Genomic DNA, 23,019 nt, shown 5'->3' with positions numbered 1-23,019 from the left:
ACGATGGTGGGGGTTCAGTGTCGTACCAAGAGGAGGCAGACCCGTGGCCGAGGAGCTCACGCCGGAGACCCCGGAAGAGACTGAGGAACAGGCGATCAAGCAGCGGAAGAACGGCCTGTACCCGGGCGTCTCCGACGAGCTGGCCGAGAGCATGAAGTCCGGCTGGGCCGACACCGAGCTGCACGGCCTGGAGCCGATCGCCCAGGCCGGCAAGACCGCCGAGCGCCGCGCGGCGCTCTCCGCCCGCTTCCCGGGCGAGCGCCTGGTGATCCCGGCCGGCAAGCTCAAGACCCGGTCGAACGACACCGAGTACGCCTTCCGCGCCTCCACCGAGTACGCGTACCTCACCGGCGACCAGACCCAGGACGGCGTCCTCGTCCTGGAGCCGACGAAGAGCGGCCACCAGGCGACCGTCTACCTGCTGCCGCGCTCCGACCGGGAGAACGGCGAGTTCTGGCTCGACGGCCAGGGCGAGCTGTGGGTCGGCCGTCGCCACTCCCTCACCGAGGCCGAGCAGCTCCTCGGCGTCCCCGCGAAGGACGTCCGCGAGCTGGCCGAGGCGCTGCGCGAGGCCACCGGCCCCGTCCGCAACGTCCGCGGCCACGACGCCGGCATCGAGGCCGCGCTGACCGACAAGGTCACCGCCGAGCGCGACGAGGAACTCCGCGTCTACCTCTCCGAGGCCCGCCTCATCAAGGACTCCTTCGAGATCTCCGAGCTGGAGAAGGCCTGTGCCTCCACGGCCCGCGGCTTCGAGGACGTCGTCAAGGTCCTCGACAAGGCCGAGGCCACCAGCGAGCGCTACATCGAGGGGACCTTCTTCCTCCGCGCCCGCGTCGAAGGCAACGACATCGGCTACGGCTCCATCTGCGCCGCCGGCCCGCACGCCACCACCCTCCACTGGGTGCGCAACGACGGCGACGTCCGCTCCGGCGACCTGCTGCTGCTCGACGCCGGCGTGGAGACCACCGAGCTCTACACCGCGGACATCACCCGCACCCTGCCGATCAACGGCCGGTACACCGAGCTCCAGCGCAAGATCTACGACGCCGTGTACGAGGCGCAGGAGGCCGGCATCGCCGCGGTGAAGCCCGGCGCCGCCTACCGCGACTTCCACGACGCCGCGCAGCGCGTCCTCGCCGAGAAGCTCGTCGAGTGGGGCCTCGTCGAGGGACCGGTCGAGCGCGTCCTGGAGCTCGGTCTCCAGCGCCGCTGGACCCTCCACGGCACCGGTCACATGCTCGGCATGGACGTCCACGACTGCGCCGCCGCGCGCACCGAGGCCTACGTCGACACGACCCTCGCGCCGGGCATGTGCCTGACCGTCGAGCCCGGTCTGTACTTCCAGGCCGACGACCTGACCGTGCCCGAGGAGTACCGCGGCATCGGCGTCCGGATCGAGGACGACATCCTCGTCACCGAGGACGGCAACCGGAACCTCTCGGACGCGCTGCCGCGCCACGCCGACGAGGTCGAGGCGTGGATGGCCGCGCTGAAGGGCTGACGTCCGCGTACGTTGGAACCGAAGGGCCCTCGCCGACCGACCGGCGGGGGCCCTTCCCCGTGCTCACGCCATGAGCAGGGAAGGACTGTCCTTCCACTTCAGGATCTTGTCGAAGCTGACGACCGCGCCGCCCCGGCCCGACCGGTTGCCGAACTGCACATGGTCGGCGAGCTCCTCGATGAGGCGCAGCCCCCGGCCGTTCTCGGCGTCCGACGGCGCGGCGGGCAGCTCGACGCCGGGGAAACCGGGGCCCGAGTCCGCCACCTCGATACGACAGGTCTCGCCGTCCAGGTACGCCGTCACCCGATAGGCCCTGCCCGCCGCACCCGACCCTTCGGGGCCGTCGCCGCCGTGCTCGACCGCGTTCGCGCACGCCTCGGTCAGCGCCACCGACAACTCGTACGACACGTCGGGATCGACACCCGCCGTCTCCATCGTGCCCAGCAGAAGCCTTCGGGCGAGCGGCACGCTCGCGGCTTCGCGCCGCAGATGGAGTGACCACCAGATGCTCATGCTCCAGCCTCCCGGCAGCGGCTCGACATACCGATACCTATTGCCGGACAGAACCCTTCGTAAGCGCACGGACGCGTCAAGAGCGCTCGTTCGGCGGATACACCGGGCCCGCGCGCCGGTGTATGTCACCTCGAAGGCCCCCAAGAGCCCCAAGAACGACCTTCTGGACCTGCCTCATACCGGTGGGGCCCGTGGTGCGATGATGGGCCCGCCATGAATGCCCCCGCGCTCGCTCCACGGCTGCTGAGGGCCGCGGTGTTCACCGCGGTCTGCGTCGTGCTGTCCGCGCTCGGGCACGCCATCGCCGCCTGCGCGGGCATCGCCCTGTGGACGCTGCTCGCCGGATTCCTCGGCGTCTTCGGCATCACGGTCCTCTTCACCGGACGGGAACGCTCGCTCCGCTTCGTCGTCGGCGCCCTCGCCGGCGGACAGCTCGGGCTGCACGTCCTCTTCGGCCTCGGCCAGCGCCAGCTCGGCCTGAGCCCCCAGGCCGACGACGCCCTCGTCCGGATGGCGGCGCGACTCGTCTGCGGCGCGGGGACCTCGTCCCTCACCTCGGCCGACGCCACCAGGATCATCCGCGACGCCGGAATCGACCCGGCCACCGCGCAGACCGGCGCCCACCACCTCGGGCACACGGCCGCCGCGGCGGCCTCGCCCGCCGGTGAGCTGCTGCCCGGTCTGCCCATGCTCCTCGGCCATCTGCTGGCCGCCCTGGCCACGGGCTGGCTGCTGCGCCGCGGCGACCGGGCCCTCGTCCGCCTCGTCGACCTCTCCGAGCAGGGGGCGACGGAGCTCGCCGAGTGCGCTCTCGTCCGCTCGCTGCGGGCCGCGCTGCGACTCGTACGCGCGCTGCTCAACGGCCTCGCGGCGACGCCCGGACCGGGGCCGCGGCGGACCCTCCGTACGGCCTTCGCCTCCTCGCCGCCACCGGTGGCCGAGGCACTCCAGCACACGGTGATCAGGCGCGGCCCGCCGATCGCCGACTGCGTTCTCGCAGCCTGACACGGACCGCTCACAGGGAGCGGGGCCGTGCCCGTCCGCACGCCGGTCCAGGGTCCGCCCCCGGCGCGCCGGACTCCCTCGCCTTCCTCCGAGCTGGAGTGTCTTCTGCCATGACCGTTTCCCGTGTCTCCTCCCGTGTCGCCGCCACCCGGGTCGCCCTCGCCGGTGGCATCGCCCTCTCCTCCGTCGTGCTGCTCTCCGGCACGGCCTTCGCGCACGTGAGCGTGCAGCCGCAGGGCGAGGCCGCCAAGGGCGGCTACGCGACCGTCAACATCAAGGTGCCGAACGAGCGCGACAACGCCTCCACCGTGAAGGTCGAGGTCAACTTCCCGCTCGACCACCCGCTCGCCTCCGTCATGCCCCAGCCCATCCCCGGCTGGAAGGCCGAGGTGACCAAGAGCAAGCTCAGCAAGCCGCTGGAGCTGCACGGCAAGACGATCAACGAGGCCGTCTCCAAGGTGACGTGGACCGCCGACGGCTCGAAGATCGGCCCCGGCCAGTTCCAGCAGTTCCCGCTCTCCCTCGGCCAGCTGCCCGAGGACGCCGACCAGCTGGTCCTCAAGGCGATCCAGACGTACGACAACAAGGAGGTCGTGCGCTGGATCGAGGAGCAGAAGGAGGGCGCGGAGGAACCGCAGAACCCCGCCCCCGTCCTGAAGCTCTCGGCCGCCTCCGCCGACCACCACGGCGGCACCGCCCCCTCCGCCTCGGCCACCACCCCGGCCGCGGCGGACGACAAGGCCGGCCACGACGACAAGGCCGACACGAAGAAGGAGACGGCCGCCGCCGACTCCTCCGACACCACGGCCCGGATCCTCGGCGTCATCGGCATCCTCGTCGGCATCGCCGGCGTCGCGTTCGGTGTCCTCGCCGGCCGCCGCCGCTCGGCCTGACGCCCGCCCTCCTCCAGAGAACCCGGAAAGAAGCGGTAAGAACCAGCATGTCCGCAGAGAAGACACCCTCTCCGACGCCCGAGGACGGCCCCGCCCGTCCCGGGCGGCGCACCCCGCTGATCGTCGCCGCGGTCGCGATCGTCGCCGCCATCGGCATCACCGCGGCCGTCGGCCTCGGGGGCGGCGACGACACGTCCGCGTCCGACGGCTCCGGCTCGGTCGCCGTGGTCTCCGGCGGCGACGACTCCACCAAGGCCGCGACCGTCCTCGACCGGCCGTTCACCAAGCCCGGACTCGTCCTCACCGACACCAAGGGCCAGAAGTACGACCTCCGGGAGCGGACCAAGGGCAAGCCGACGCTCATCTACTTCGGCTACACCCACTGCCCCGACGTCTGCCCCATGACGATGAGCAACATCGCCATCGCCAGGAAGCAGCTCCCCAAGGCCGACCAGGACAAGCTCCAGGTCGTCTTCGTCACCACCGACCCCGAGCGGGACACCTCGGCCGAGCTCGCCAAGTGGCTGCCCGCCGCGGGCGACCCCTCCTTCACCGGTCTCACCGGCGCGTTCTCCACCATCCAGGCGGGGGCACGGCAGATCGGCATCGGCATCGACCCGCCGAAGAAGGAGAACGGCCAGGTCGTCTCCATGCACGGAGCGCAGGTGATCGCCTTCTCGCCGACGACCGACCAGGGCTACGTCCTGTACGGCGAGGACACCAGCGTCGACGACTACGCCAAGGATCTGCCGAAGCTCATCAAGGGGGAGAACCCGTGAACCGCCGCACCACCACCCTGTCCGCCTCCGTGGCGCTCGCCGCCGCGCTCGCACTGACCGGGTGTTCGTCCTCGTCCGAGGACGGGAAGCCCGACCTGAAGGTCAGCGGCGCGTTCATGCCGCAGCCGGTGATGGACATGGCCGGCGGCTTCCTCACCATCAAGAACGACAGCGGCACCGCGGACAAGCTCACCTCGGTCACCAGCGCCATCTCCGACGACGTCACGATCCACGAGACGAAGAACCAGAAGATGCAGCCGGTGAAGTCCTTCGACATCCCCGCGAACGGGGAGCTGAAGCTCGCCCGCGGGGGCAACCACATCATGTTCATGGAGCTGAAGACGAAGCCCAAGCAGGGCGAGAAGGTCAGCATCGAGCTCCACTTCGAGAAGTCCGACCCGATCAAGGTCGACCTTCCCGTCGAAGCCGCCAACCACAACCCGCAGCAGCACTGAGCGCGTTGACGGAGTTCTCACAGAACTGACGGAGTGAACCGGAAGATGACAACCACCGCCCCGCGCCTCGGTACCGCCCTGGCCCGGCTGCTGATCCTCGCGGCCGCGCTGCTCGGCACGCTGCTCGCCGGTGCCGGCCCCGCGTCCGCGCACGCGGCGCTGACCGGAAGCGATCCGAAGGACGGGGCGGTGGTCGCCACCGCTCCCAAGGAGGTCAACCTCACCTTCTCCGAACAGGTCGCCATGAGCGCCGACTCGATCCGGGTCCTCGATCCGGCGGGCCGGCGGGCCGACACCGGCGAGATACTCGACCTCTGCAGCGGCTCGATCGTCCGCTACGGGGTGGCGCTCAGGGCCGGTCTCCCCGACGGCACGTACACCGTGGCCTGGCAGACCGTCTCGGCCGACAGCCACCCCATCTCCGGCGCCTTCACCTTCTCCATCGGCGCCCCCTCCACGACATCCGTGGCCCTGCCCGACCGGACGGCCGGCGGCGGTCTCGTCGGCACCCTCTACGGCATCGCGCGCTACGTCTCCTACGCCGGGTTCGCCGTCCTCGTCGGCGGCGGCGCCTTCGTCCTGGCCTGCTGGCCACGCGGCGCGAGCGTCCGCCCGGTCCAGCAGACCGTGGTCCGGGGCTGGCTGACCCTCACCGGCGCCACCCTCGTCCTGCTGCTCCTGCGCAACCCGTACACCGGCTCCGGTGAACTCTCCGACGCCTTCGACCTGGCTGGCCTGAAGGCCGTCCTGGAGACGAAGACCGGCGCCGCGCTCACCTCCCGGCTGCTGCTGCTCGGCGCGGCCGCGCTCTTCGTGGCCGTCCTCTTCGGCGCCTACGCCCGGCGGACCGACCCGAAGGAGAAGAAGGACCTCGCCTTCGGGCTCGGGGTCGGCGGCATCGTCGTCGCCGCCGGAATCGCCGGCACCTGGGCCCTGGCCGAACACGCGTCGACCGGTATCCAGCCCGGGATCGCGATGCCCGTCGACATCCTGCACCTGCTGGCCGTCGCCGCCTGGCTCGGCGGTCTCACGGTGCTGCTCGTCTCCCTCTACAAGGCGCCGTCCGTCGATCGCTCGGCGATCGAGCGCTTCTCCAGGGTGGCCTTCGGCTCCGTGGTCGTCCTCGCGGCCACCGGGCTCTATCAGTCCTGGCGCCAGGTCGGCTCCTGGTCCGCGCTGACCGGGACCCGCTACGGGCAGCTGCTGCTCGTCAAGATCGGCCTGATGTGTGTCCTCATCGGCATCGCCTGGATCTCGCGTCGCTGGACCCAGCGCCTGGCCGACCCGAAACCGGCCCAGGAAGCCGAAGAGACCGAGGGGACCGAAGAGACCGAGGGGACCGAAGAGAGCGAGGGGACCGAAGAGAGCGAGGGGACCGAAGAGAGCGAGGGCCCGGGGAGTGCCGAGACCGCCGATCCCGAGCGGGCCGCTCAGCTCGCCCGGCAGCAGGCCGCCGTCGCCACCGCCCGGCGCAAGCGGGAGCGGGACGCGGACCCGGAGCGGGCCGGACTGCGCCGCTCGGTGCTGACCGAGGCCGCCGTCGCCGTCGTGCTCCTCGCCGTCACCACCGTCCTCACCTCGACCGAGCCCGGCCGCACCGAGGAGGAGGCGGGGCAGGGCGGGACCACCGCCTCCGGCCCGGCCGCCGTGCCCGACCGGCCCGTCGACATCCGGCTGCCCTTCGACACCGGCGGCGTCGACGGCAAGGGAATCGTCCGGCTCAGCCTCGACCCGGGCCGTACCGGTGCCAACGCCCTCCACCTCTTCGTCGAACGGCCCAACGGCAAGCCGCTGGACGTGCCTGAGATCAAGGTCGCCCTCACGCTGGAGGCCAAGGACGTCGGCCCGCTGCCCGTCGCCCCGGACCGGATCCAGACCGGGCACTGGAGCGCGAGTGGCGTCCAGATCCCGATGCCCGGCGAGTGGTCGATCGAGGTCACCGTCCGGACGTCCGAGATCGACCAGACCACCATCGAGAAGAACGTGAAGATCGGCTGATCCTTGACCGAGAACAACACTCTTGAGATCTCCCGGCGACGGCTGCTCGGCACCGTCGGCGCGGCGGGCGCGGCGGGACTCGTCATCGGCGCGGCAGGCGGCGTCGGCGTCACCACGGCCGGGTCGGACGGCGGCACCACCGACGGGGCCGGTACCGACGGCACTCCGGCGCTGACCACGGTCGGTTCGACCCAGGTGATGTTTCACGGGAAACATCAGGCGGGCATCACCACGCCTTCGCAGTCCCACGGCCATCTGATCGCCTTCGACCTCGCCCCCGGCGCAGGTCGCAAGGAGTCGACCGCCCTGCTGCGCCGCTGGTCGGCGACGGCGGAGGCGCTGATGGCGGGCAAGGCCCCCGCCGGGGACACCGGAGTGGCGCTCGACGCGGGCCCCTCCTCCCTCACGGTCACCTTCGGCTTCGGCCGTACGTTCTTCGACAGGACCGGGCTCACCGCCCGGCGCCCCTCCGCGCTCGACCCGCTGCCCGCCTTCTCCGCCGACGCCCTGGACGCGCGGCGCTCGGAGGGTGATCTGTGGGTGCAGATCGGCGCCGACGACGCGCTCGTCGCCTTCCACGCGCTGCGCGCCCTCCAGAAGGACGCGGGCGACGCGGCCCGGGTGCGCTGGCAGATGAACGGCTTCAACCGCTCGGCCGGCGCCACCGCGAAGCCGATGACGGGCCGCAACCTGATGGGCCAGATCGACGGCACGGGCAATCCGAGGGCCTCCGATCCCGACTTCGACCGGCGGATCTTCGTCCCGGCGGGCACGGGGGACGCGACCGAGTGGATGGCCGGCGGCTCGTACGCGGTGGTGCGCCGGATCCGGATGCTGCTGGACGACTGGGAGAAGCTGCCGCTGGACCGGCAGGAGAAGGTGATCGGGCGGCGGAAGTCCGACGGGGCGCCGCTCACCGGTGGCGGTGAGCACGCCGAGCTCGACCTGAACAAGCGCGGTCCGGACGGGGCGACGGTCATCCCGGACAACGCCCACTCCCGTATCTCCGCCCCCGAACAGAACGGCGGGGCGGCGATGCTGCGCAGGCCGTTCTCCTTCCACGACGGGATCGCTCCCGACGGGACGCCGGACGCCGGTCTCCTCTTCATCTGCTGGCAGGCCGACCCGCTGAGGGGCTTCGTGCCCGTGCAGCGCAAGCTCGACCGGGGCGACGCGCTGTCCGCCTTCATCCGGCACGAGGCGAGCGGCCTCTTCGCGGTCCCCGGTGGTCCCGCCGAGGGCGAGTACGTGGGACAGCGGCTGCTGGAGTCCTGACCTGCCGGGTCGTCCGCCGGCGGGCACGCGTGTCCCGCCGGGCGGGCGGCCCGCGGCTCCGGGGCCCATTAGGGTGACGGTATGTCCGCCACCCGGTACACGTATCTCGGCCCCGAGGGCACCTTCACGGAGGCCGCGCTGCGTACGCTGCCCGAGGCCGCGACGAGGGAACTCGTCCCCATGGTCTCGGTCCCGGCCGCGCTCGACGCCGTGCGGAACGGGGAGGCCGCCGCCGCTCTCGTCCCGATCGAGAACTCGGTCGAGGGCGGGGTGACCGCGACCCTCGACGAACTGGCCTCCGGCGAGCCGCTGATGATCTACCGCGAGGTGCTCCTGCCGATCGCCTTCGCGCTGCTCGTGCGGCCTGGGACCAAGCTGTCGGACATCAAGACCGTGACGGGCCACCCGGTGGCCCAGCCGCAGGTCCGGAACTGGCTGCGGGCGCATCTCCCCGAGGCGCTGTGGGAGTCCGCCGCGTCCAACGCGGACGGGGCCCGGCTGGTGCAGGAGGGCCGCTTCGACGCTGCTTTCGCGGGGGAGTTCGCGGCGGTGACGTACGGCCTCGAGGCGCTGGTCACCGAGATCCACGACGCGGAGAACGCCGAGACCCGGTTCGTCCTGGTGGGCAGGCCGGCCCGGCCCGCGGCGCCGACCGGCGCGGACAAGACCTCGGTGGTGCTGTGGCTGGGTGACGATCATCCGGGTGCCCTCCTCGAACTGCTCCAGGAATTCGCGGTGCGCGGGGTGAACCTGATGCTGATCCAGTCCCGGCCGACGGGGGCGGGGATCGGGAACTACTGCTTCGCCGTGGACGCCGAGGGCCATATCTCGGACCGGCGCGTGGGCGAGGCGCTGATGGGGCTCAAGCGGATCTGCCCCAAGGTGCGCTTCCTCGGCTCGTACCCGAGGGCGGGCGTCGCGGTCGAGGACGTGGCGGCGCTGCGGCGCGGCACCTCGGACGGGGAGTTCATGGCGGCCTCCGACTGGCTGGCGAGGGCCCAGGACGGTCGGGCCTGACCCGATGGTGACCGAACGCTCCCGATGGCGGGAGCGTTCGTCCACAGGTGCGAACCAGTAGTCCTACCTGCATATTTTTCAGTTACCCACAGCAGTTATCCACAGGTCCCGGGCTCGGCCTGGGGACAAGTCGACAGCCCGCCCCGACAAGGTCGACAAATCGCCCTAGCCACTCCTCGACCCCGGCCGGCTGTCCACAGTGCAGACAGGAAGCCCTCGTCAGCGCGGTTCGCTCGACCAACTCTTTGGAGCGAGCAATTCCCACCCAAATGAGTGCCCCAATGCCGTTTGATCACGGAATTCCCAGGGCGGGGGCAGGAAATCCACGCGATCTTCCCCGTAGTCCACAGATCTTCCGCACAGCCTGTGGATAACTAAATGCAGAGCCCGGCTCCCGGCATTCTCACGGGTATCAATTCGGGCATAACGTCACGCGTGACAACACGCGTGAGGTTATCCGGTGGGGGCGGGCGAACGCGCACCGGTAGCCTGGTGGGGTGATTGACCTTCGCCTGCTCCGTGAGGACCCCGACCGTGTTCGCGCCTCCCAGCGCGCCCGTGGAGAGGACGTCGCGCTCGTCGACGCCCTGCTCTCCGCCGATGAGCGGCGCAGGTCGTCCGGCGTCCGCTTCGACGAGCTCCGATCCGAGCAGAAGGCGCTCGGCAAGCTGATCCCCAGGGCCACCCCGGAAGAGCGTGCCGAGCTCCTCCAGAAGGCCGAACAGCTCAAGACCGACGTCAAGGCCGCCGAGGCCGAGCAGAACGACGCCGACGAGACGGCCAAGCGGCTGCTGCTCCAGCTCGGGAACATCGTCCACACCGACGTCCCGGTCGGCGGCGAGGAGGACTTCGTCGTCCTCGAGACGCACGGCACCATCCGCGACTTCGCGGCCGAGGGCTTCGAGCCCAAGGACCACCTGGAGCTCGGCGAGGCGCTCGGCGCCATCGACGTCGAGCGGGGTGCCAAGGTCTCCGGCTCGCGCTTCTACTACCTGACCGGCGTGGGCGCCCTCCTGGAGCTCGCCCTGGTCAACGCGGCGATCGCGCAGGCCACCGAGGCCGGCTTCATCCCCATGCTGACCCCGGCGCTCGTCCGTCCGCGCGCCATGGAGGGCACCGGCTTCCTCGGCCAGGCCGCGGAGAACGTGTACCACCTGGAGAAGGACGACTACTACCTCGTCGGCACGTCCGAGGTGCCCCTCGCGGCGTACCACATGGACGAGATCATCGACGCGGACAAGCTGCCCCTGCGGTACGCGGGCTTCTCGCCCTGCTTCCGCCGCGAGGCCGGCACGTACGGCAAGGACACCCGCGGCATCTTCCGCGTCCACCAGTTCGACAAGGTCGAGATGTTCTCGTACGTCGCGCCGGAGGACGCCGAGGCCGAGCACAAGCGGCTCCTGGAGTGGGAGAAGCAGTGGCTGACCGGTCTGGAGCTGCCGTTCCAGGTCATCGACGTCGCCACCGGTGACCTCGGTTCCTCCGCCTCCCGCAAGTTCGACTGCGAGGCCTGGATCCCGACCCAGGGCAAGTACCGCGAGCTGACCTCGGCCTCGAACTGCGACAGCTTCCAGGCCCGCCGCCTCTCCGTCCGCATGCGCGACGAGCAGGGCGGCAAGAAGACGGTGCAGCCGCTGGCCACACTGAACGGCACGCTGTGCGCCGTACCGCGCACGATCGTGGCGATCCTGGAGAACCACCAGCTGCCCGACGGTTCCGTGCGCGTCCCGGAGATGCTGCGGCCCTACCTCGGTGGCCGTGAGGTCCTGGAGCCGATCGCCAAGTGAGCCCCTTCCCCTACCGCCTGGTCGCGACGGATCTCGACGGCACGCTCCTGCGCGCCGACGAGTCCGTCTCCGCCCGCACGCGGGACGCGCTCGCCGCCGCCACGGAGGCGGGCGCCGCGCACATCGTCGTCACCGGCCGGGCCGTGCCCTGGACCCGGCACATCCTGGACGACCTCGGCTACGAGGGCATCGCGGTGTGCGGGCAGGGCGCGCAGGTCTACCACGCGGGCGAGCACCGGCTGCTCACCTCGCTGACCCTGGACCGGCAGCTGGCCGGGCTCGCCCTCTCGAAGATAGAGGCGGAGGTCGGCCCGCTGGCGCTGGCCGCGAGCCGCGACGGTCTGGAGGGCGAGGTCCTGATGGGCCCCGGCTACCGGGCGCACCCGGGGCCGCTGCCGTACGTGCCGTACGAGGACCCGGCGGAGCTGTGGGCGGCACCGCTGACCAAGCTCTACCTCCAGCACCCGACCATGACGGACGACGAGCTGACCGGCGCCGCCCGTGCGACGGTCGGCGGTCTCGTGGACGTCGTCATGGCGGGGCCCGGCGTGGTGGAGATCCTGCCGCTCGGTCTGAGCAAGGCGACCGGTCTCTCGCTGGCGGCGCGCCGGCTGGGGGTGAAGGCGGCGGAGACGATCGCCTTCGGCGACATGCCCAACGACATCCCGATGTTCGGCTGGGCCGCCCACGGCGTCGCCATGGGCAACGCGCACGACGAACTGCGCGCGGTGGCGGACGAGGTCACGACCTCGAACGAGGAGGACGGCATCGCCGTCGTCCTGGAACGCCTGCTGTCCGCCTGACCGGCACGGCGCCTGTCGCCGGTCCGACCGGCCCCGGGGAAGAGAGAAGGGGCGGCCCGCGTGGACCAGGTCCACGCGCTCGAAGCGGCCGCCCCGTTCTCCTCGGGGGAACCCCCGTCTCCCCCGTGCGACCAGTGTGCGCCGGGTCACCGTCCGGGGTCGAACGGTTTTCCGCGGGTGAGCGGGTAGCAGCCGAGGCCGATGGCCAGCGAGATCGCGTGCCCGAGATCGGTGTACGTGCGGTCCGCGAGCAGGGGTACGACGAAGAAGGCCACCACCCCCGCGAGGTAGAGCCAGCGCCAGGGGCGGGCGAGCCGGTAGGTGAGGATTCCCGCCGAGGCGGCCAGACCGTAGCTGACCCCGATGTCGACGACATGCGCCATGCTGCGCGGCACGTCGTGGAGGCGGATGGCCACGAGCACGACCTGCTGGCTGATCAGAGTCGCCGCGACATGGGCCGTGGCGACGACGAAGAGCCACTTCACCGTGCCGAGCCAGCGCTCCACGGGCGCGTGGACCAGCTCGAACAGCGCCGCGTACAGCAGCAGGTCGGCCGGGTCCTCGATCCAGAACGCGCTGCCGAGCAGGGCCCGCAGCGGGTGGTGGGACAGCTGGTGGAGATTGCTGCTGTTGCGGTGCAGCAGATAGGTCTCGAGGCCTTGGGGGGACAGCGCGATGACGAGGCTGGTGATCGCGATGACCGCGAGCCAGAGATGCGTACCGGGTGACGAACGCACCCACGACCTGATCGGTCGGGACGGTTCGCCACCCGGGGAGGTCTCGGGAGGCACGTGTCCGTGCCTATCACCCCGAACGGTGTGGACCTCAGAAATTGATCATGTGTCCGGCAATGCCGTGGATCGCTTCCTTCACGGCCTCGCCCAGCGTCGGGTGCGCGTGGACGTTCCGGGCGACCTCGTGGACGGTGAGATCCCACTGCTGCGCCAGGGTCAGCTCGGGGAGCAGCTCGGTGACGTCGGGGCCGATCAGGTGGGCGCCGATGATCTCGCCGTGCGTCCCATCCGCGATGATCTTGACGAAGCCGGTGGCGTCGCCGAGACCGTGCGCCTTGCCGTTCGCGACGAAGGGGAACTTGGCGACCTTGACGTCGTAGCCCTTCTCGCGGGCCTGCGCCTCGGTCCAGCCGAAGCTGGCGATCTGCGGCTGGCAGTAGGTCGCGCGCGGGATCATGGGGTAGTCGAGCTCCATGGTCTCCGCGTCGCCGATGGTCTCGGCGGCGATGACGCCCATGGCCTCGGCGGTGTGCGCGAGCATCAGCTTCGCGGTGACGTCACCGATGGCGAAGATGTGCGGCACCGAGGTGCGGCAGCGGCCGTCGACGTCGATCGCACCGCGCTCGGTGAGCGCGACGCCGGTGGCCTCGAGGCCGTAACCGGTGACGTTCGGGGCGAATCCGATGGCCTGGAGGACCTTGTCGGCCTCCAGGACCTTCTGGGCGCCGTCCTTGCCGGTGACGGTGACGCGGACCTGCGGGCCGGTCTCGTCAATGGCCTCGACACGGGTCGAGGTCAGGACGTCGATGCCGAGCTTGCGGTACTGCTTCGCCAGCTCCTTGGAGACCTCTTCGTCCTCCAGCGGCGCGATCCGGTCGAGGAACTCGACGATCGTGACCTTGGTGCCGTAGTTGTTGAGGACGTACGCGAACTCGATGCCGATCGCGCCGGCGCCGGCGATGACGATCGACTGCGGCGCGTTCTCGGCGAGGATCTGCTGCTCGTACGAGACGACGCGGTCGCTGAGGGCGGTGCCGGGGAGCAGGCGCGGGGTGGCGCCGGTGGCGATGACGCAGTTGTCGAACTGGATCGTCTCCGAGGTGCCGTCGGACTTGGCGACCTGGAGGGTGTTCGCGTCGAGGAAGGTTCCCCGGCCGTCGAACTCGGTGATCCCGTTCTTCTTCATGAGGAAGTGAACGCCCTTGACGCGGCCGTCCGCGACCGAGCGGCTGCGGCGGAACGCCTCGGTGTAGTCGAAGGAGACGGTGCCGTCCACCTTGATGCCGAAGGTCTTGGCCTCGTGGTTGAAGATGTGGGCCAGTTCCGCGTTGCGCAGCAGCGCCTTGGTGGGGATGCAGCCGACGTTCAGGCAGACACCGCCCCAGTACTTCTCCTCGACGACCGCGACCCGCTTGCCCAGCTGGGCGGCGCGGATGGCGGCGACGTAGCCGCCGGGGCCAGCTCCGAGTACGACGACGTCGAAGCGGTCTGACATGACTGACTCCCGAGGGTGGTGAGGGTGTTCGGTCCGCGTACGGGCCCACAGTAGTCCGGTGTCCCGCCCGCAGTCAGTTGTAGGATGACCGGGCAACCGGGCAAATGGAGAGGTCGGAACGGCATGGCACTCAGGGCGACGGGACGGACCTCGCTGGTGGACTCCGTGGTGGACCAGCTGCGGACACAGCTCGCGGACGGCGAGTGGGCCGTCGGCGACCGCGTCCCGACCGAGCACGAGCTCGCCCAGCAGCTCGGTGTGGGCCGCAACACCGTCCGCGAGGCGGTCAGGGTCCTGGTCCACGCGGGCCTCCTCGAATCCCGTCAGGGCAACGGCACCTTCGTCAGGTCGACCGCCGATCCGGCGGCCGTGCTGCGCGGGGTACGGCACGCGGGCGCGGCCGACGTCCTCGAACTCCGGGTTGCACTGGAGGCCGAGGCGGCCCGGCTCGCGGCGGCCCGCCGGGACACCCACGACCTGCTGCGGCTCCGGGCGGCCCTCACCACCCTGCGCGAGGAGGGCGACCGGAACGCGGACGCCGACCTCGCCTTCCACCTCGCGGTCGTCGGCGCCACCCACAACACGGCCTTCGTCGAGGTCTACCGCTTCTTCTCCGCCCAGGTCCACGAGGTCCTCGTGGAGGCCCTCGGCGACCGGGAGATGCCTCCGGTCGACATCGACGCCCACGAGGCCCTGGTCACGGCGATCGAGGCGGGCGACCCGGAAGCGGCGGACCGGCAGGCCCGCGAGCTGCTGCGGGTCCCCATGGAGACGGTCACGGCACTCACGGAGACCTCCCGATGAGCGCGGAGACCCGGACGGCGGGGTCCGCCACACCCTCACCCGTACCGCCGCCGGTGCTCGTCGACGCGGAGGCCGGGGTCACGGCGTCGGCCACCGGCGCGGCGGCGCGGCGGGCGCTGCTCGCGCATCCGGCGCTGCTCCTCGCCGGGATCGTGCTGGCCTCGCTGAACATGCGGGCCGCGCTCGCGAGCGTGGCGCCGCTGGTCGGCGAGATATCCGGCGCCTTCGGGCTCTCCTCGACGGCGAGTTCGCTCGTGACCTCGGTGCCGGTGCTGTTCCTGGGCGTGGGCGCGCTGGTCGCGCCCTGGCTGGGGCGCCGCTTCGGCGCCGAACGCGTGCTGCTCGGGGCCCTGCTGCTGCTCGCCGTCGGCATCCTCGCGCGCGTACTGCCCTCCGTGTACGCGCTGTACGGCGGCGGCATCCTCGTCGGCACGGCGATCGCCCTGCTCAACGTACTGATGCCGGGCCTGATCAAGCGTGACTTCCCGGACCGGGCCGCCGCGATGACCTCGGTCTACACGGGCGCGATGATCGCCGGTGCTACGGTCGCGGCGGCGGCCGCGGTGCCGCTGGAGAAGGCGCTCGGCGGCGGCTGGCAGGGTTCGCTCGGCTTCTGGTCCCTGCTCGCCGTGATCGCCGCCGTCGCCTGGCTGCCCCAGGTCCTGATCGCCCGGGGCCGTACAGGCCACGCGGTACGGGCCGTCCCGGCCGTCGGCGCCCGCCCGGTGAGCGTCTGGCGCTCGGCGCTCGCCTGGCAGGTCACGCTCTTCATGGGACTGCAGTCGCTGTGGTCGTACGTGCTGATCGCCTGGATGCCGACGATCTTCACCGATCACGGGATGAGCCGTTCCGCGGCCGGTGTCGTCTTCGCCTTCAACAACCTGATCCAGGTCGCGGGCGCCTTCGTGGTGCCGCTGCTCGCCGGCCGGATGCGGAGCCAGCGTCCACTGATCGTCCTGGTCACGACGCTGGTCGCGGCCGGTTACGCCGGTCTGATGGTGGCGCCGGTGGAGGGTGCCTGGCTCTGGTCGGCGGTGCTCGGGGTCGGCCAGGGCGGCGCGGTCGGTCTCGCTCTGACCCTGATCGTGCTGCGCTCCGGGGACGCGGTGACCGCGGCCCGGCTCTCCGGGATGGCCCAGACGGTCGGCTATCTGCTCGCCGCCGCGGGGCCGCTCGCGGCCGGCGCCCTGCACCAGGCCACCGGCTCCTGGACCTTGCCGATCTGCGTCGTCCTCGGTGTCTGCGCGGCGGCCCTCACCGTGGGGCTCTTCGCGGCCCGGGACCGGACGGTGTGAGGGGAGGGGGGTTGCGGTGCGGCTCCGGGGTGGGGCTCCCGGGGTGGGACGCCCGGCCTCGGAGCCGTACCGCTTGCATGTCCGCCTCTACTCCTCGCCCGCCAGCTTCAGCGTGCGGAGCTTGAAGCCGGCGAACCAGGTCGCCGCGACCGTGACCGCGGAGAGGAGCACGACCGCCGTGGTGAGGCTGACCTCCGAGGTGATCAGGCCGTCGCCGGTGACCTTCTCGGCGAGGGCGAGCGCCCACTGCTGGACGCTCAGGGTGCGCGCCCCCTCGATCAGGGAGCCGAACAGGGCCTCCCACACCAGGGCGTAGACCAGGCCGATGACCACCGCGTGCCGGCTGATCGTGCCGAGCAGCAGGAACAGCGCGCTGTAGGCGATGGAGGCCACGAGCGCCGCCACCGTGTACGCCACGGCGACCTGCTGGCCGTTGCCGTTGAGGATGAAACCGGCGATGAACGTCGGCACCGCCGAGAAGACCATCGTCACGGCGATCGCGACGATCAGCTTGGTGAAGATGATGGAGGGCCGCTTCACCGGCTTGGACAGCAGATAGACGATCGAGCCGTCGTCGATCTCGGGTCCGATCGCGCCCGTTCCGGCGATCACACCGATCAGCGGGACCATCGTGGCCAGCGCGAAGCCGCCGAGGACGTCGGCCGCGACCTGGTCGTCCGCTCCGTTGAAGGCGCGCACCGCCGCGGCGATGAGCAGCAGCATGCCGGGCAGCAGGAAGAGAATCAGGGCCCGGCGGCGGCCGAGGAGGGCCCGGTAGGTGAGCCGGGCGACTGTGGGGTTGTACATCGGTCAGGCTCCTTTCAGGCCGCGACGAGGTACGAGAAGACCGATTCGAGGGACTCGTCCGAGGGCGAGACCGTCAGCAGACGGACCCCCCGCTCGCGCGCGACCTTCGGCAGCAGTTCGGTGAACCGCCCGAAGTCCACCGCCTGGATGCGCAGTCCGCCCTCCACGTGGTCGACCTCGATGCCGGCCGTGGACGGGTCGGCGATCAGCGCCGCGGCGAGTGCCCGGTCGTCGCTGGAGCGGACCAGGTAGCGGTGCGGCCGGTCCGTCATCAGCCGGCGGATCTTGCGGAAGTCGCCGGACGCCGCGTGCCGCCCTGCCACGATCACCTCGATGTGGGAGGCGAGCTGCTCGACCTCCTCCAGGATGTGCGAGGAGAACAGCACCGTGCGGCCGTCCGCGCCCATCTGCCGCAGCAGGTCCATCAGCTGCATGCGCTGGCGCGGGTCCATGCCGTTGAACGGCTCGTCGAGCAGCAGCACCGACGGGTCGTGCACGAGGGCCGAGGCCATCTTCACGCGCTGCCGCATGCCCTTGCTGTACGTGGAGATCTTGCGGTCCTGCGCGTACTCCATCTCGACCGTGGCCAGCGCCCGCTGGGCCTCCTCGGCGCCGAGGCCCTGCAGTTCCGCGTTCGCCACGACGAACTCGCGGCCGGTGAGGAAGTCGTACATCGCCTCCCGCTCGGGCACCACGCCGATCTCGCGGTAGACCGACTCGTTCCCCCAGATCGTCCGCCCGTCGAGGGTGACGCTGCCGGTGGAGGGGTCGAGAAAACCGCCCATCATGTTGATCAGAGTGGACTTTCCCGCGCCGTTCGGCCCGAGGAGGCCGGTGACACCCGGGCCCACCGTCATCGTGACGTCGTTCACGGCCACGACGTTTCCGAACCATCGGGAGACGTGGTCGATAGAGAGGATGCTCATGGGCGCAGCCCATTCCTTAGAGGGGTGGTGGCGGGCGACGGGACGGCTGTCACAGCCCGACCTTTCGGTAGCGGCGCATCAGGGTGCCGTACGAGCCGGCGACGAGCGCGAGGACGACCAGCAGATAGACCGCGCCGACACCGGCGCCCGGGCCCTCGCCTCCGGGGAAGGAGGAGGGCGCGCCGAGGAAGGCGGTCTGCACGCCGTCGATGAGCGTGATCGGCGAGAACAGGCCGAGCCAGGAGATGGCGCCGAGGTTGTCCGTGCCGTACGCGATGCCCTGGAGCGTGGAGACCGCTCCGTACGAGATCGTCAGCGCACCGATCACGGCGGCGACACCGAAGCCGCGGCGCGGGGTGAGCGCCGCCATGACCAGTCCGACGCCGCCGAACAGCAGCGAGAGCAGGGCCACGGAGACCAGTCCCTGGCCGAACATCTGCGTCTGCGTGCCGAAGTCCATCTTGGCCAGCAGGGAGCCGATCCAGAGGATCAGGAGGGGGACCGCGGTCAGCAGGAAGAGCGCCGAGGCCATCGCGCCGAACTTGGCGAGCACGTAGTCCGCGCGCTCGATCGGCCGGGAGAAGTACAGCGGCACGGTCCGGAACCGGAGGTCGCGGGAGACCGACTGCGGCGCCTGGGAGGCCAGGTAGATGCCGATGACGACCTGGAGGAAGATCGCGTACTGCGTGTACTCGATCGACAGCTTGGTCTGCTTGGTGACGACGGCGACCGCGACGATGATCAGCGCGGGTACGCACATCACGCCGAAGAGCAGCATCGGCAGCACCTTGGACTTGGCGCTGCGGCCGAGGCCGTACGCGCCGCGCAGGGACTGCGAGAACAGCGACCTGCGCGCGTACGCCCGGCCGAGCCTCGGGCCGTCGTAGGAGCGGTAGCCGATGTTGTGGATGCGGGTCGTGTCGGGAGCGGCCTGGGGGGCGGGGGTGCTCATCGGGCCTGCACCTCCTCGGGCTGCTGCGGGTCCTCGTGCTGCGGGGACGCCTCGGGACGGAAGACCTCGGCGATGTGGTGGCGGCGCTGCTCCATGCGGACGAGACCGAGGCCGAGGTCGGCGACGGTGTCCCGCACGAGGTCGTACGTCTCCTCGCCCGGGGCCTCCAGGAGGAGGATGTGGCCGGCGCCGGGCAGGCCCTCCTCCACGCCCGCGTGGAGCGTGACACCCGCGGCGGCGAGGGCGGCGCGGAGGGCCGCCGTGCCGTCGGTGTGCCGGTCGGAGTCGGTGACCTCGACGGCGAGCGTCGTCGTCGTCCGGGTGAAGTCGCTGGTGGAACTGGAGCGGAGGAGCGTGCCGCCGTCGATGACGACGACGTGGTCGCAGGTGCGCTCCAGCTCGCCGAGCAGGTGCGAGGTGACGAGGACCGAGATGCCGAAGTCGGTCCAGACCCGGCGGATCAGTCCCAGCATCTCGTCCCGGCCGACCGGGTCCAGACCGTTCGTCGGCTCGTCCAGGAGGACCAGCTTCGGGTCGTGGACCAGCGCCTGGGCGAGCTTCACGCGCTGCTTCATGCCGGTCGAGTAGCCGCCCATCGGGCGGTACCGCTCCTCGTACAGACCCACGTGCCGCAGGGTGTCCGCGGTCCGCTCGCGGGCGGCCGTCGCGGGCAGCCCGGACATCCGCGCCATGTGGACGACGAACTCGGTGGCCGAGACGTCCGGCGGAAGGCAGTCGTGCTCGGGCATGTAGCCCACGCGCTCGCGGATCTCCGCGCCGTGCGTGCGGACGTCCATGCCGAGGACCTGCGCGGTGCCCTCCGTGGCGGGGGAGAGTCCGAGCAGAATCTTGATCATGGTGGACTTGCCGGCTCCGTTGGCACCCACGAGTCCGGTCACACCGGGTCCGATGTCCAGGGAGAGCCGGTCAAGAGCGGTCACCCGGGGGAACCGCTTGCTGAGGCTTTCGGTCGCGATCACAGTCACGCCTCCGACGGTAGTGGCCTGCGCCACAGCGGTCGTCAGCCCAACGGCTCGATCCTTGTCCGACCAGAGGAGTACAAGCCAGTAGGGGAGCTCGCGACGAAAGTCTTTTTCCACAGGCTCGCGGCCGGGTGCGGCGCTCCAGGACGGCCGCTTTTCCACAGGGCGTCGTCGGACCCCTTGACGCAGCCGCCGAGCATTGTCACATTCATCGGTGTCAAGTTACGGACGCGTAGCGCAGTCGGGCGCTCACACGGGACGGCGGGTGGCATGGCCTCAGCGATGACAGGCGAACTCTCCGCGGAGCTGCGGGGGTTCAGGGAAGTACAGCGGCTCTCCTACGAGTGCGCGGAGGCCGTCGCGGCTCAGCTCAAGCCCGGGGTGACCGAGCGCGAGGCCGCGCGGATGCAGCGGGAGTGGCTGTACGAGCGGGGGGTGCGGGACTGGTTCCACCGGCCGTTCGCCTGGTTCGGGGACCGCACCGCCTTCGTCGACTTCAAGATCCCGCTGCAGTTCTTCCCGACGAACCGGCGTCTCGAGGCGGGGATGCCGTTCATCCTCGACATGGCCCCGGTGTTCAAGGGATACACGGCCGACATCGGCTACAGCGGCTGCCTGGGGCTCGATCCCCTGCACGACAAGCTGCTCGCCGATCTCCAGGACCACCGCGAACTGATCCTGCGCGAGGTGCGCGAGCGCCGCACTCTCCGTGAGATCTACCAGGACGTGGACCGCCTCATGGTCCGGCAGGGGTACGCCAACCGGCACCGGGCCTACCCCTTCGGCGTCATCGCCCACAAGATCGACCGGGTGAAGCAGCGCCGCTGGTCGCCGACCGTCTTCGGCTTCGGCACCCAGGCGCTCAAGGGCCTCGCGAGCGACGCCCTGCACGGCCACCGGGACGGCTGGTCGCCGCTCTGGTCGCCGTACACGTTCTCCGACCACCCACCGCAGCCCGGTCTGTGGGCGGTCGAGCCGCACCTCGGGTTCCGGGGGACGGGCGCGAAGTTCGAGGAGATCCTGGTCGTCACCGACTCCCGGGACCCCGAGCAGAGCGCGTTCTGGCTGGACGACGATCTGCCGCACGTGCGGCGATGGAACGAGGGGACGATCTGATGGCGGGGCTCGACGGAGCACGGGAGCGCTGGGTACGGACGGGCGGGATCGAGCTGTGCGTCGCCGAACTCGGCGAGGAGGGCCGGCCCACCGTGCTGCTCGTGCACGGCTACCCGGACTCCAAGGAGGTGTGGACGGAGGTCGCCGCCCGGCTGGCCGAGGACTTCCACGTCGTCCTCTACGACATCCGCGGCCACGGCCGCTCGACCGCGCCGGCACCGCTGCGCGGCGGCTTCACCCTGGAGAAGCTGACGGACGACTTCCTCGCGGTCGCCGACGCCGTCAGCCCCGACCGGCCCGTCCACCTCGTCGGCCACGACTGGGGATCGGTGCAGTCCTGGGAGTTCGTGACCGTCCCGCGCACCGAGGGCCGGATAGCCTCCTTCACCTCCATGTCGGGTCCCTCCCTCGACCACTTCGGACACTGGATCAAGCGGCGGATGACCCGGCCCACCCCGCGGCGGGTCGGCCAGCTCCTCGGCCAGGGAGCCAAGTCCTGGTACGTGTACATGCTGCACACGCCCGTGCTTCCGGAGCTCGCCTGGCGCGGCCCGCTCGGCAAGCGCTGGCCGAAGATCCTGGAGCGCGTCGAGAAGGTCCCCGCCGGTGACTACCCGACGCCCTCGCTGCCGAGCGACGCCGCGCACGGCGCCTGGCTCTACCGGGACAACGTCCGTGCCCGGCTCGGCAGGCCGCGCCCCGACGCGTACGCGCACGCGCCCGTGCAGCTGATCACACCGACCGGCGACGCGTTCCTCTCCGAGCGGCTCTACGACGACCTGGGCGACTGGGTGCCGGAGCTGACCCGGCGCACGCTCCCCGCGAAGCACTGGGTACCGCGCACCCGTCCCGACCAACTGTCGTCCTGGATCGGCGATTTCGTCCGGACCCACGAGGAACCGGCGACCAGGGCGCCCCGGCCCGTCGCGGCGACGGTGGCGAGGACCGGCGTGAAGCCGGAGTACGCCGAGCGGTTCGGCGGTCAGCTCGTCCTGGTGACCGGCGCGGCCAGCGGCATCGGACGGGCCACCGCCTTCGCGTTCGCTGAGGCGGGCGCCCGGGTCGTCGCCGTCGACCGGGACGCCGAAGGAGCCGTCCGCACGGCCGAGATGGCCCGGCTGATCGGCGCTCCGGAGGCCTGGGGAGAGACCGTCGACGTCGCTGACGAACAGGCGATGGAGAAGCTCGCCGCGAAGGTGGCGAGCGACTGCGGAGTCGTCGACGTCCTCGTCAACAACGCGGGCATCGGACTCACCGGCTCCTTCTTCGACACGACCAGCGAGGAGTGGAAGCGGGTCCTCGACGTCAATCTGTGGGGCGTGATCCACGGATCCCGGGTCTTCGGCGCGCAGATGACGGCACGCGGCCAGGGCGGCCACATCGTCAACACCGCGTCCGCCGCGGCGTTCCAGCCCTCCCGCGCCCTGCCCGCGTACAGCACGTCGAAGGCGGCGGTGCTGATGCTCAGCGAGTGCCTGCGGGCCGAGCTGGCCGACCAGGGCATCGGGGTCTCCGCGATATGCCCCGGCATCGTCAACACCAACATCACGGCGACCACTCGGTTCGCGGGGGTCACCGACCAGACGGAGGAGAAGCGGCGCCAACGGAAGGCGTCCCGGCTGTACGGCCTGCGGAACTTCCCGCCGGAGAAGGTCGCGGACGCGATCCTGGGGGCGGTCCTGCACAACCGCGCGGTCGTCCCGGTGACACCCGAGGCGCGGGGCGCGCACCTCCTGTCCCGGCTCAGCCCGGGAACGCTACGGGCCTTCGCCCGGTGGCAGCCGCCGGCGTAGGGCGGGCCGTCGGGAGCGGCCGTCGTGCCCGCGCGGGTTCGGGCCGGCACGGCGGTCGTACGATCGATCCCCTGCAGGAGGGGCC

21 protein-coding genes are annotated in these 23,019 nt (G+C 71.1%); 14 read left to right on the top strand and 7 right to left on the bottom strand.

From position 1 onward, the window contains the following. Nucleotides 1-43: 43 nt before the first annotated feature. Nucleotides 44-1,504 (top strand): aminopeptidase P family protein, encoded by a 1,461-nt coding sequence (locus OG392_RS18870; RefSeq protein WP_329280899.1) that lies wholly within the window; start codon nt 44-46, stop codon nt 1,502-1,504. A 63-nt stretch (nt 1,505-1,567) separates the two neighbouring features. Here OG392_RS18870 and OG392_RS18865 read toward each other — a convergent pair whose 3' ends face one another. Continuing rightward, nucleotides 1,568-2,017 (bottom strand): ATP-binding protein, encoded by a 450-nt coding sequence (locus tag OG392_RS18865; protein WP_329280897.1) that lies wholly within the window; start codon nt 2,015-2,017, stop codon nt 1,568-1,570. 213 nt (nt 2,018-2,230) lie between these two features. Between OG392_RS18865 and OG392_RS18860 the strand changes: the two genes are divergently transcribed. The 9 genes from OG392_RS18860 to OG392_RS18820 all read left to right on the top strand — a co-directional run bounded on the left by OG392_RS18860 (nt 2,231) and on the right by OG392_RS18820 (nt 12,029). Continuing rightward, nucleotides 2,231-3,022: a hypothetical protein gene (locus OG392_RS18860; RefSeq protein ID WP_329280894.1), complete on the top strand. Its 792-nt coding sequence runs from the start codon at nt 2,231-2,233 to the stop codon at nt 3,020-3,022. A gap of 110 nt (nt 3,023-3,132) precedes the next feature. Beyond that, nucleotides 3,133-3,915, top strand: a complete 783-nt coding sequence (locus OG392_RS18855) for a YcnI family copper-binding membrane protein (protein WP_329280893.1) — start codon at nt 3,133-3,135, stop codon at nt 3,913-3,915. Between the two features lie 47 nt (nt 3,916-3,962). Beyond that, nucleotides 3,963-4,694 carry an SCO family protein gene (locus tag OG392_RS18850; protein ID WP_329280891.1) on the top strand — a complete coding sequence of 244 codons (732 nt, stop codon included), beginning with the start codon at nt 3,963-3,965 and terminating at the stop codon, nt 4,692-4,694. Then, the gene (locus tag OG392_RS18845) at nt 4,691-5,149 is read left to right on the top strand and encodes a copper chaperone PCu(A)C (RefSeq protein ID WP_329280889.1); all 459 of its coding nucleotides are present in this window, start codon (nt 4,691-4,693) and stop codon (nt 5,147-5,149) included. The genes OG392_RS18850 and OG392_RS18845 overlap by 4 nt, the downstream gene beginning before the upstream one ends. Before the next feature lie 45 nt (nt 5,150-5,194). Next, nucleotides 5,195-7,147: a copper resistance CopC/CopD family protein gene (locus OG392_RS18840; RefSeq protein WP_329280887.1), complete on the top strand. Its 1,953-nt coding sequence runs from the start codon at nt 5,195-5,197 to the stop codon at nt 7,145-7,147. A 3-nt stretch (nt 7,148-7,150) separates the two neighbouring features. Continuing rightward, on the top strand, nt 7,151-8,422 hold the full coding sequence (gene efeB / locus OG392_RS18835; protein WP_329280885.1) for an iron uptake transporter deferrochelatase/peroxidase subunit: 1,272 nt from the start codon (nt 7,151-7,153) through the stop codon (nt 8,420-8,422). Nucleotides 8,423-8,503: 81 nt separating this feature from the next. After that, nucleotides 8,504-9,439 carry a prephenate dehydratase gene (gene pheA, locus OG392_RS18830; protein ID WP_055602630.1) on the top strand — a complete coding sequence of 312 codons (936 nt, stop codon included), beginning with the start codon at nt 8,504-8,506 and terminating at the stop codon, nt 9,437-9,439. A gap of 497 nt (nt 9,440-9,936) precedes the next feature. Continuing rightward, nucleotides 9,937-11,226 carry a serine--tRNA ligase gene (serS, locus tag OG392_RS18825; protein WP_329280882.1) on the top strand — a complete coding sequence of 430 codons (1,290 nt, stop codon included), beginning with the start codon at nt 9,937-9,939 and terminating at the stop codon, nt 11,224-11,226. Further along, nucleotides 11,223-12,029 carry an HAD family hydrolase gene (locus tag OG392_RS18820; protein ID WP_329280880.1) on the top strand — a complete coding sequence of 269 codons (807 nt, stop codon included), beginning with the start codon at nt 11,223-11,225 and terminating at the stop codon, nt 12,027-12,029. The genes serS and OG392_RS18820 overlap by 4 nt, the downstream gene beginning before the upstream one ends. 146 nt (nt 12,030-12,175) lie before the next feature. On the opposite strand, the gene OG392_RS18815 is transcribed toward OG392_RS18820, so the two are convergent. Together OG392_RS18815 and lpdA are read right to left on the bottom strand one after the other, a co-directional pair. Further along, entirely contained in the window at nt 12,176-12,766 is a 591-nt protein-coding gene (locus OG392_RS18815) for a rhomboid-like protein (RefSeq protein ID WP_443054812.1), read from the bottom strand. 88 nt (nt 12,767-12,854) lie between these two features. Continuing rightward, nucleotides 12,855-14,258, bottom strand: coding sequence for a dihydrolipoyl dehydrogenase (gene lpdA, locus OG392_RS18810; RefSeq protein ID WP_329280876.1), 1,404 nt, complete (start codon nt 14,256-14,258; stop codon nt 12,855-12,857). A 123-nt stretch (nt 14,259-14,381) separates the two neighbouring features. On the opposite strand from lpdA, the gene OG392_RS18805 reads away from it, so the two are divergent. Both OG392_RS18805 and OG392_RS18800 read left to right on the top strand, forming a co-directional pair. After that, complete coding sequence (locus OG392_RS18805; RefSeq protein ID WP_329280873.1) at nt 14,382-15,062, top strand: FadR/GntR family transcriptional regulator; 681 nt, start codon at nt 14,382-14,384, stop codon at nt 15,060-15,062. Further along, the gene (locus OG392_RS18800) at nt 15,059-16,357 is read left to right on the top strand and encodes a CynX/NimT family MFS transporter (RefSeq protein ID WP_329280871.1); all 1,299 of its coding nucleotides are present in this window, start codon (nt 15,059-15,061) and stop codon (nt 16,355-16,357) included. Before OG392_RS18805 ends, OG392_RS18800 begins: the two co-directional genes overlap by 4 nt. A gap of 87 nt (nt 16,358-16,444) precedes the next feature. Here OG392_RS18800 and OG392_RS18795 read toward each other — a convergent pair whose 3' ends face one another. Genes OG392_RS18795 through OG392_RS18780 form a run of 4 tightly spaced genes read right to left on the bottom strand, consistent with a single transcriptional unit; the run spans nt 16,445 to nt 20,022 of the window. Next, entirely contained in the window at nt 16,445-17,164 is a 720-nt protein-coding gene (locus OG392_RS18795; RefSeq protein ID WP_329280869.1) for an ABC transporter permease, read from the bottom strand. Nucleotides 17,165-17,178: 14 nt separating this feature from the next. Then, a complete protein-coding gene (locus OG392_RS18790) occupies nt 17,179-18,090 on the bottom strand; it encodes an ABC transporter ATP-binding protein (protein ID WP_329280865.1) in 912 nt (303 codons plus the stop codon). Between the two features lie 49 nt (nt 18,091-18,139). Further along, on the bottom strand, nt 18,140-19,042 hold the full coding sequence (locus OG392_RS18785; protein ID WP_329280863.1) for an ABC transporter permease: 903 nt from the start codon (nt 19,040-19,042) through the stop codon (nt 18,140-18,142). After that, nucleotides 19,039-20,022 carry an ABC transporter ATP-binding protein gene (locus OG392_RS18780; RefSeq protein ID WP_329287357.1) on the bottom strand — a complete coding sequence of 328 codons (984 nt, stop codon included), beginning with the start codon at nt 20,020-20,022 and terminating at the stop codon, nt 19,039-19,041. The genes OG392_RS18785 and OG392_RS18780 overlap by 4 nt, the downstream gene beginning before the upstream one ends. 285 nt (nt 20,023-20,307) lie before the next feature. Here OG392_RS18780 and OG392_RS18775 point away from each other — a divergent pair, with 285 nt between their 5' ends. Together OG392_RS18775 and OG392_RS18770 are read left to right on the top strand one after the other, a co-directional pair. Beyond that, complete coding sequence (locus OG392_RS18775; RefSeq protein ID WP_329280862.1) at nt 20,308-21,141, top strand: M24 family metallopeptidase; 834 nt, start codon at nt 20,308-20,310, stop codon at nt 21,139-21,141. Continuing rightward, the gene (locus OG392_RS18770) at nt 21,141-22,934 is read left to right on the top strand and encodes an SDR family oxidoreductase (RefSeq protein ID WP_329287356.1); all 1,794 of its coding nucleotides are present in this window, start codon (nt 21,141-21,143) and stop codon (nt 22,932-22,934) included. The genes OG392_RS18775 and OG392_RS18770 overlap by 1 nt, the downstream gene beginning before the upstream one ends. Nucleotides 22,935-23,019: the final 85 nt, after the last annotated feature.

The sequence above is a fragment of the Streptomyces sp. NBC_00691 genome (assembly GCF_036226665.1).
In the GTDB taxonomy this organism is placed as follows: domain Bacteria; phylum Actinomycetota; class Actinomycetes; order Streptomycetales; family Streptomycetaceae; genus Streptomyces.
This window is presented reverse-complemented; position numbering and strand designations above follow the sequence as displayed.

What these genes read in the sequence shown, in the direction of transcription:
- OG392_RS18865 (WP_329280897.1), bottom strand. Translation starts at nt 2,017, where the DNA reads ATGAGCATCTGGTGGTCACTCCATCTGCGGCGCGAAGCCGCGAGCGTG.
- OG392_RS18860 (WP_329280894.1), top strand. Translation starts at nt 2,231, where the DNA reads ATGAATGCCCCCGCGCTCGCTCCACGGCTGCTGAGGGCCGCGGTGTTC.
- OG392_RS18855 (WP_329280893.1), top strand. Translation starts at nt 3,133, where the DNA reads ATGACCGTTTCCCGTGTCTCCTCCCGTGTCGCCGCCACCCGGGTCGCC.
- OG392_RS18850 (WP_329280891.1), top strand. Translation starts at nt 3,963, where the DNA reads ATGTCCGCAGAGAAGACACCCTCTCCGACGCCCGAGGACGGCCCCGCC.
- OG392_RS18840 (WP_329280887.1), top strand. Translation starts at nt 5,195, where the DNA reads ATGACAACCACCGCCCCGCGCCTCGGTACCGCCCTGGCCCGGCTGCTG.
- pheA (WP_055602630.1), top strand. Translation starts at nt 8,504, where the DNA reads ATGTCCGCCACCCGGTACACGTATCTCGGCCCCGAGGGCACCTTCACG.
- lpdA (WP_329280876.1), bottom strand. Translation starts at nt 14,258, where the DNA reads ATGTCAGACCGCTTCGACGTCGTCGTACTCGGAGCTGGCCCCGGCGGC.
- OG392_RS18805 (WP_329280873.1), top strand. Translation starts at nt 14,382, where the DNA reads ATGGCACTCAGGGCGACGGGACGGACCTCGCTGGTGGACTCCGTGGTG.
- OG392_RS18800 (WP_329280871.1), top strand. Translation starts at nt 15,059, where the DNA reads ATGAGCGCGGAGACCCGGACGGCGGGGTCCGCCACACCCTCACCCGTA.
- OG392_RS18795 (WP_329280869.1), bottom strand. Translation starts at nt 17,164, where the DNA reads ATGTACAACCCCACAGTCGCCCGGCTCACCTACCGGGCCCTCCTCGGC.
- OG392_RS18790 (WP_329280865.1), bottom strand. Translation starts at nt 18,090, where the DNA reads ATGAGCATCCTCTCTATCGACCACGTCTCCCGATGGTTCGGAAACGTC.
- OG392_RS18785 (WP_329280863.1), bottom strand. Translation starts at nt 19,042, where the DNA reads ATGAGCACCCCCGCCCCCCAGGCCGCTCCCGACACGACCCGCATCCAC.
- OG392_RS18775 (WP_329280862.1), top strand. Translation starts at nt 20,308, where the DNA reads ATGACAGGCGAACTCTCCGCGGAGCTGCGGGGGTTCAGGGAAGTACAG.
- OG392_RS18770 (WP_329287356.1), top strand. Translation starts at nt 21,141, where the DNA reads ATGGCGGGGCTCGACGGAGCACGGGAGCGCTGGGTACGGACGGGCGGG.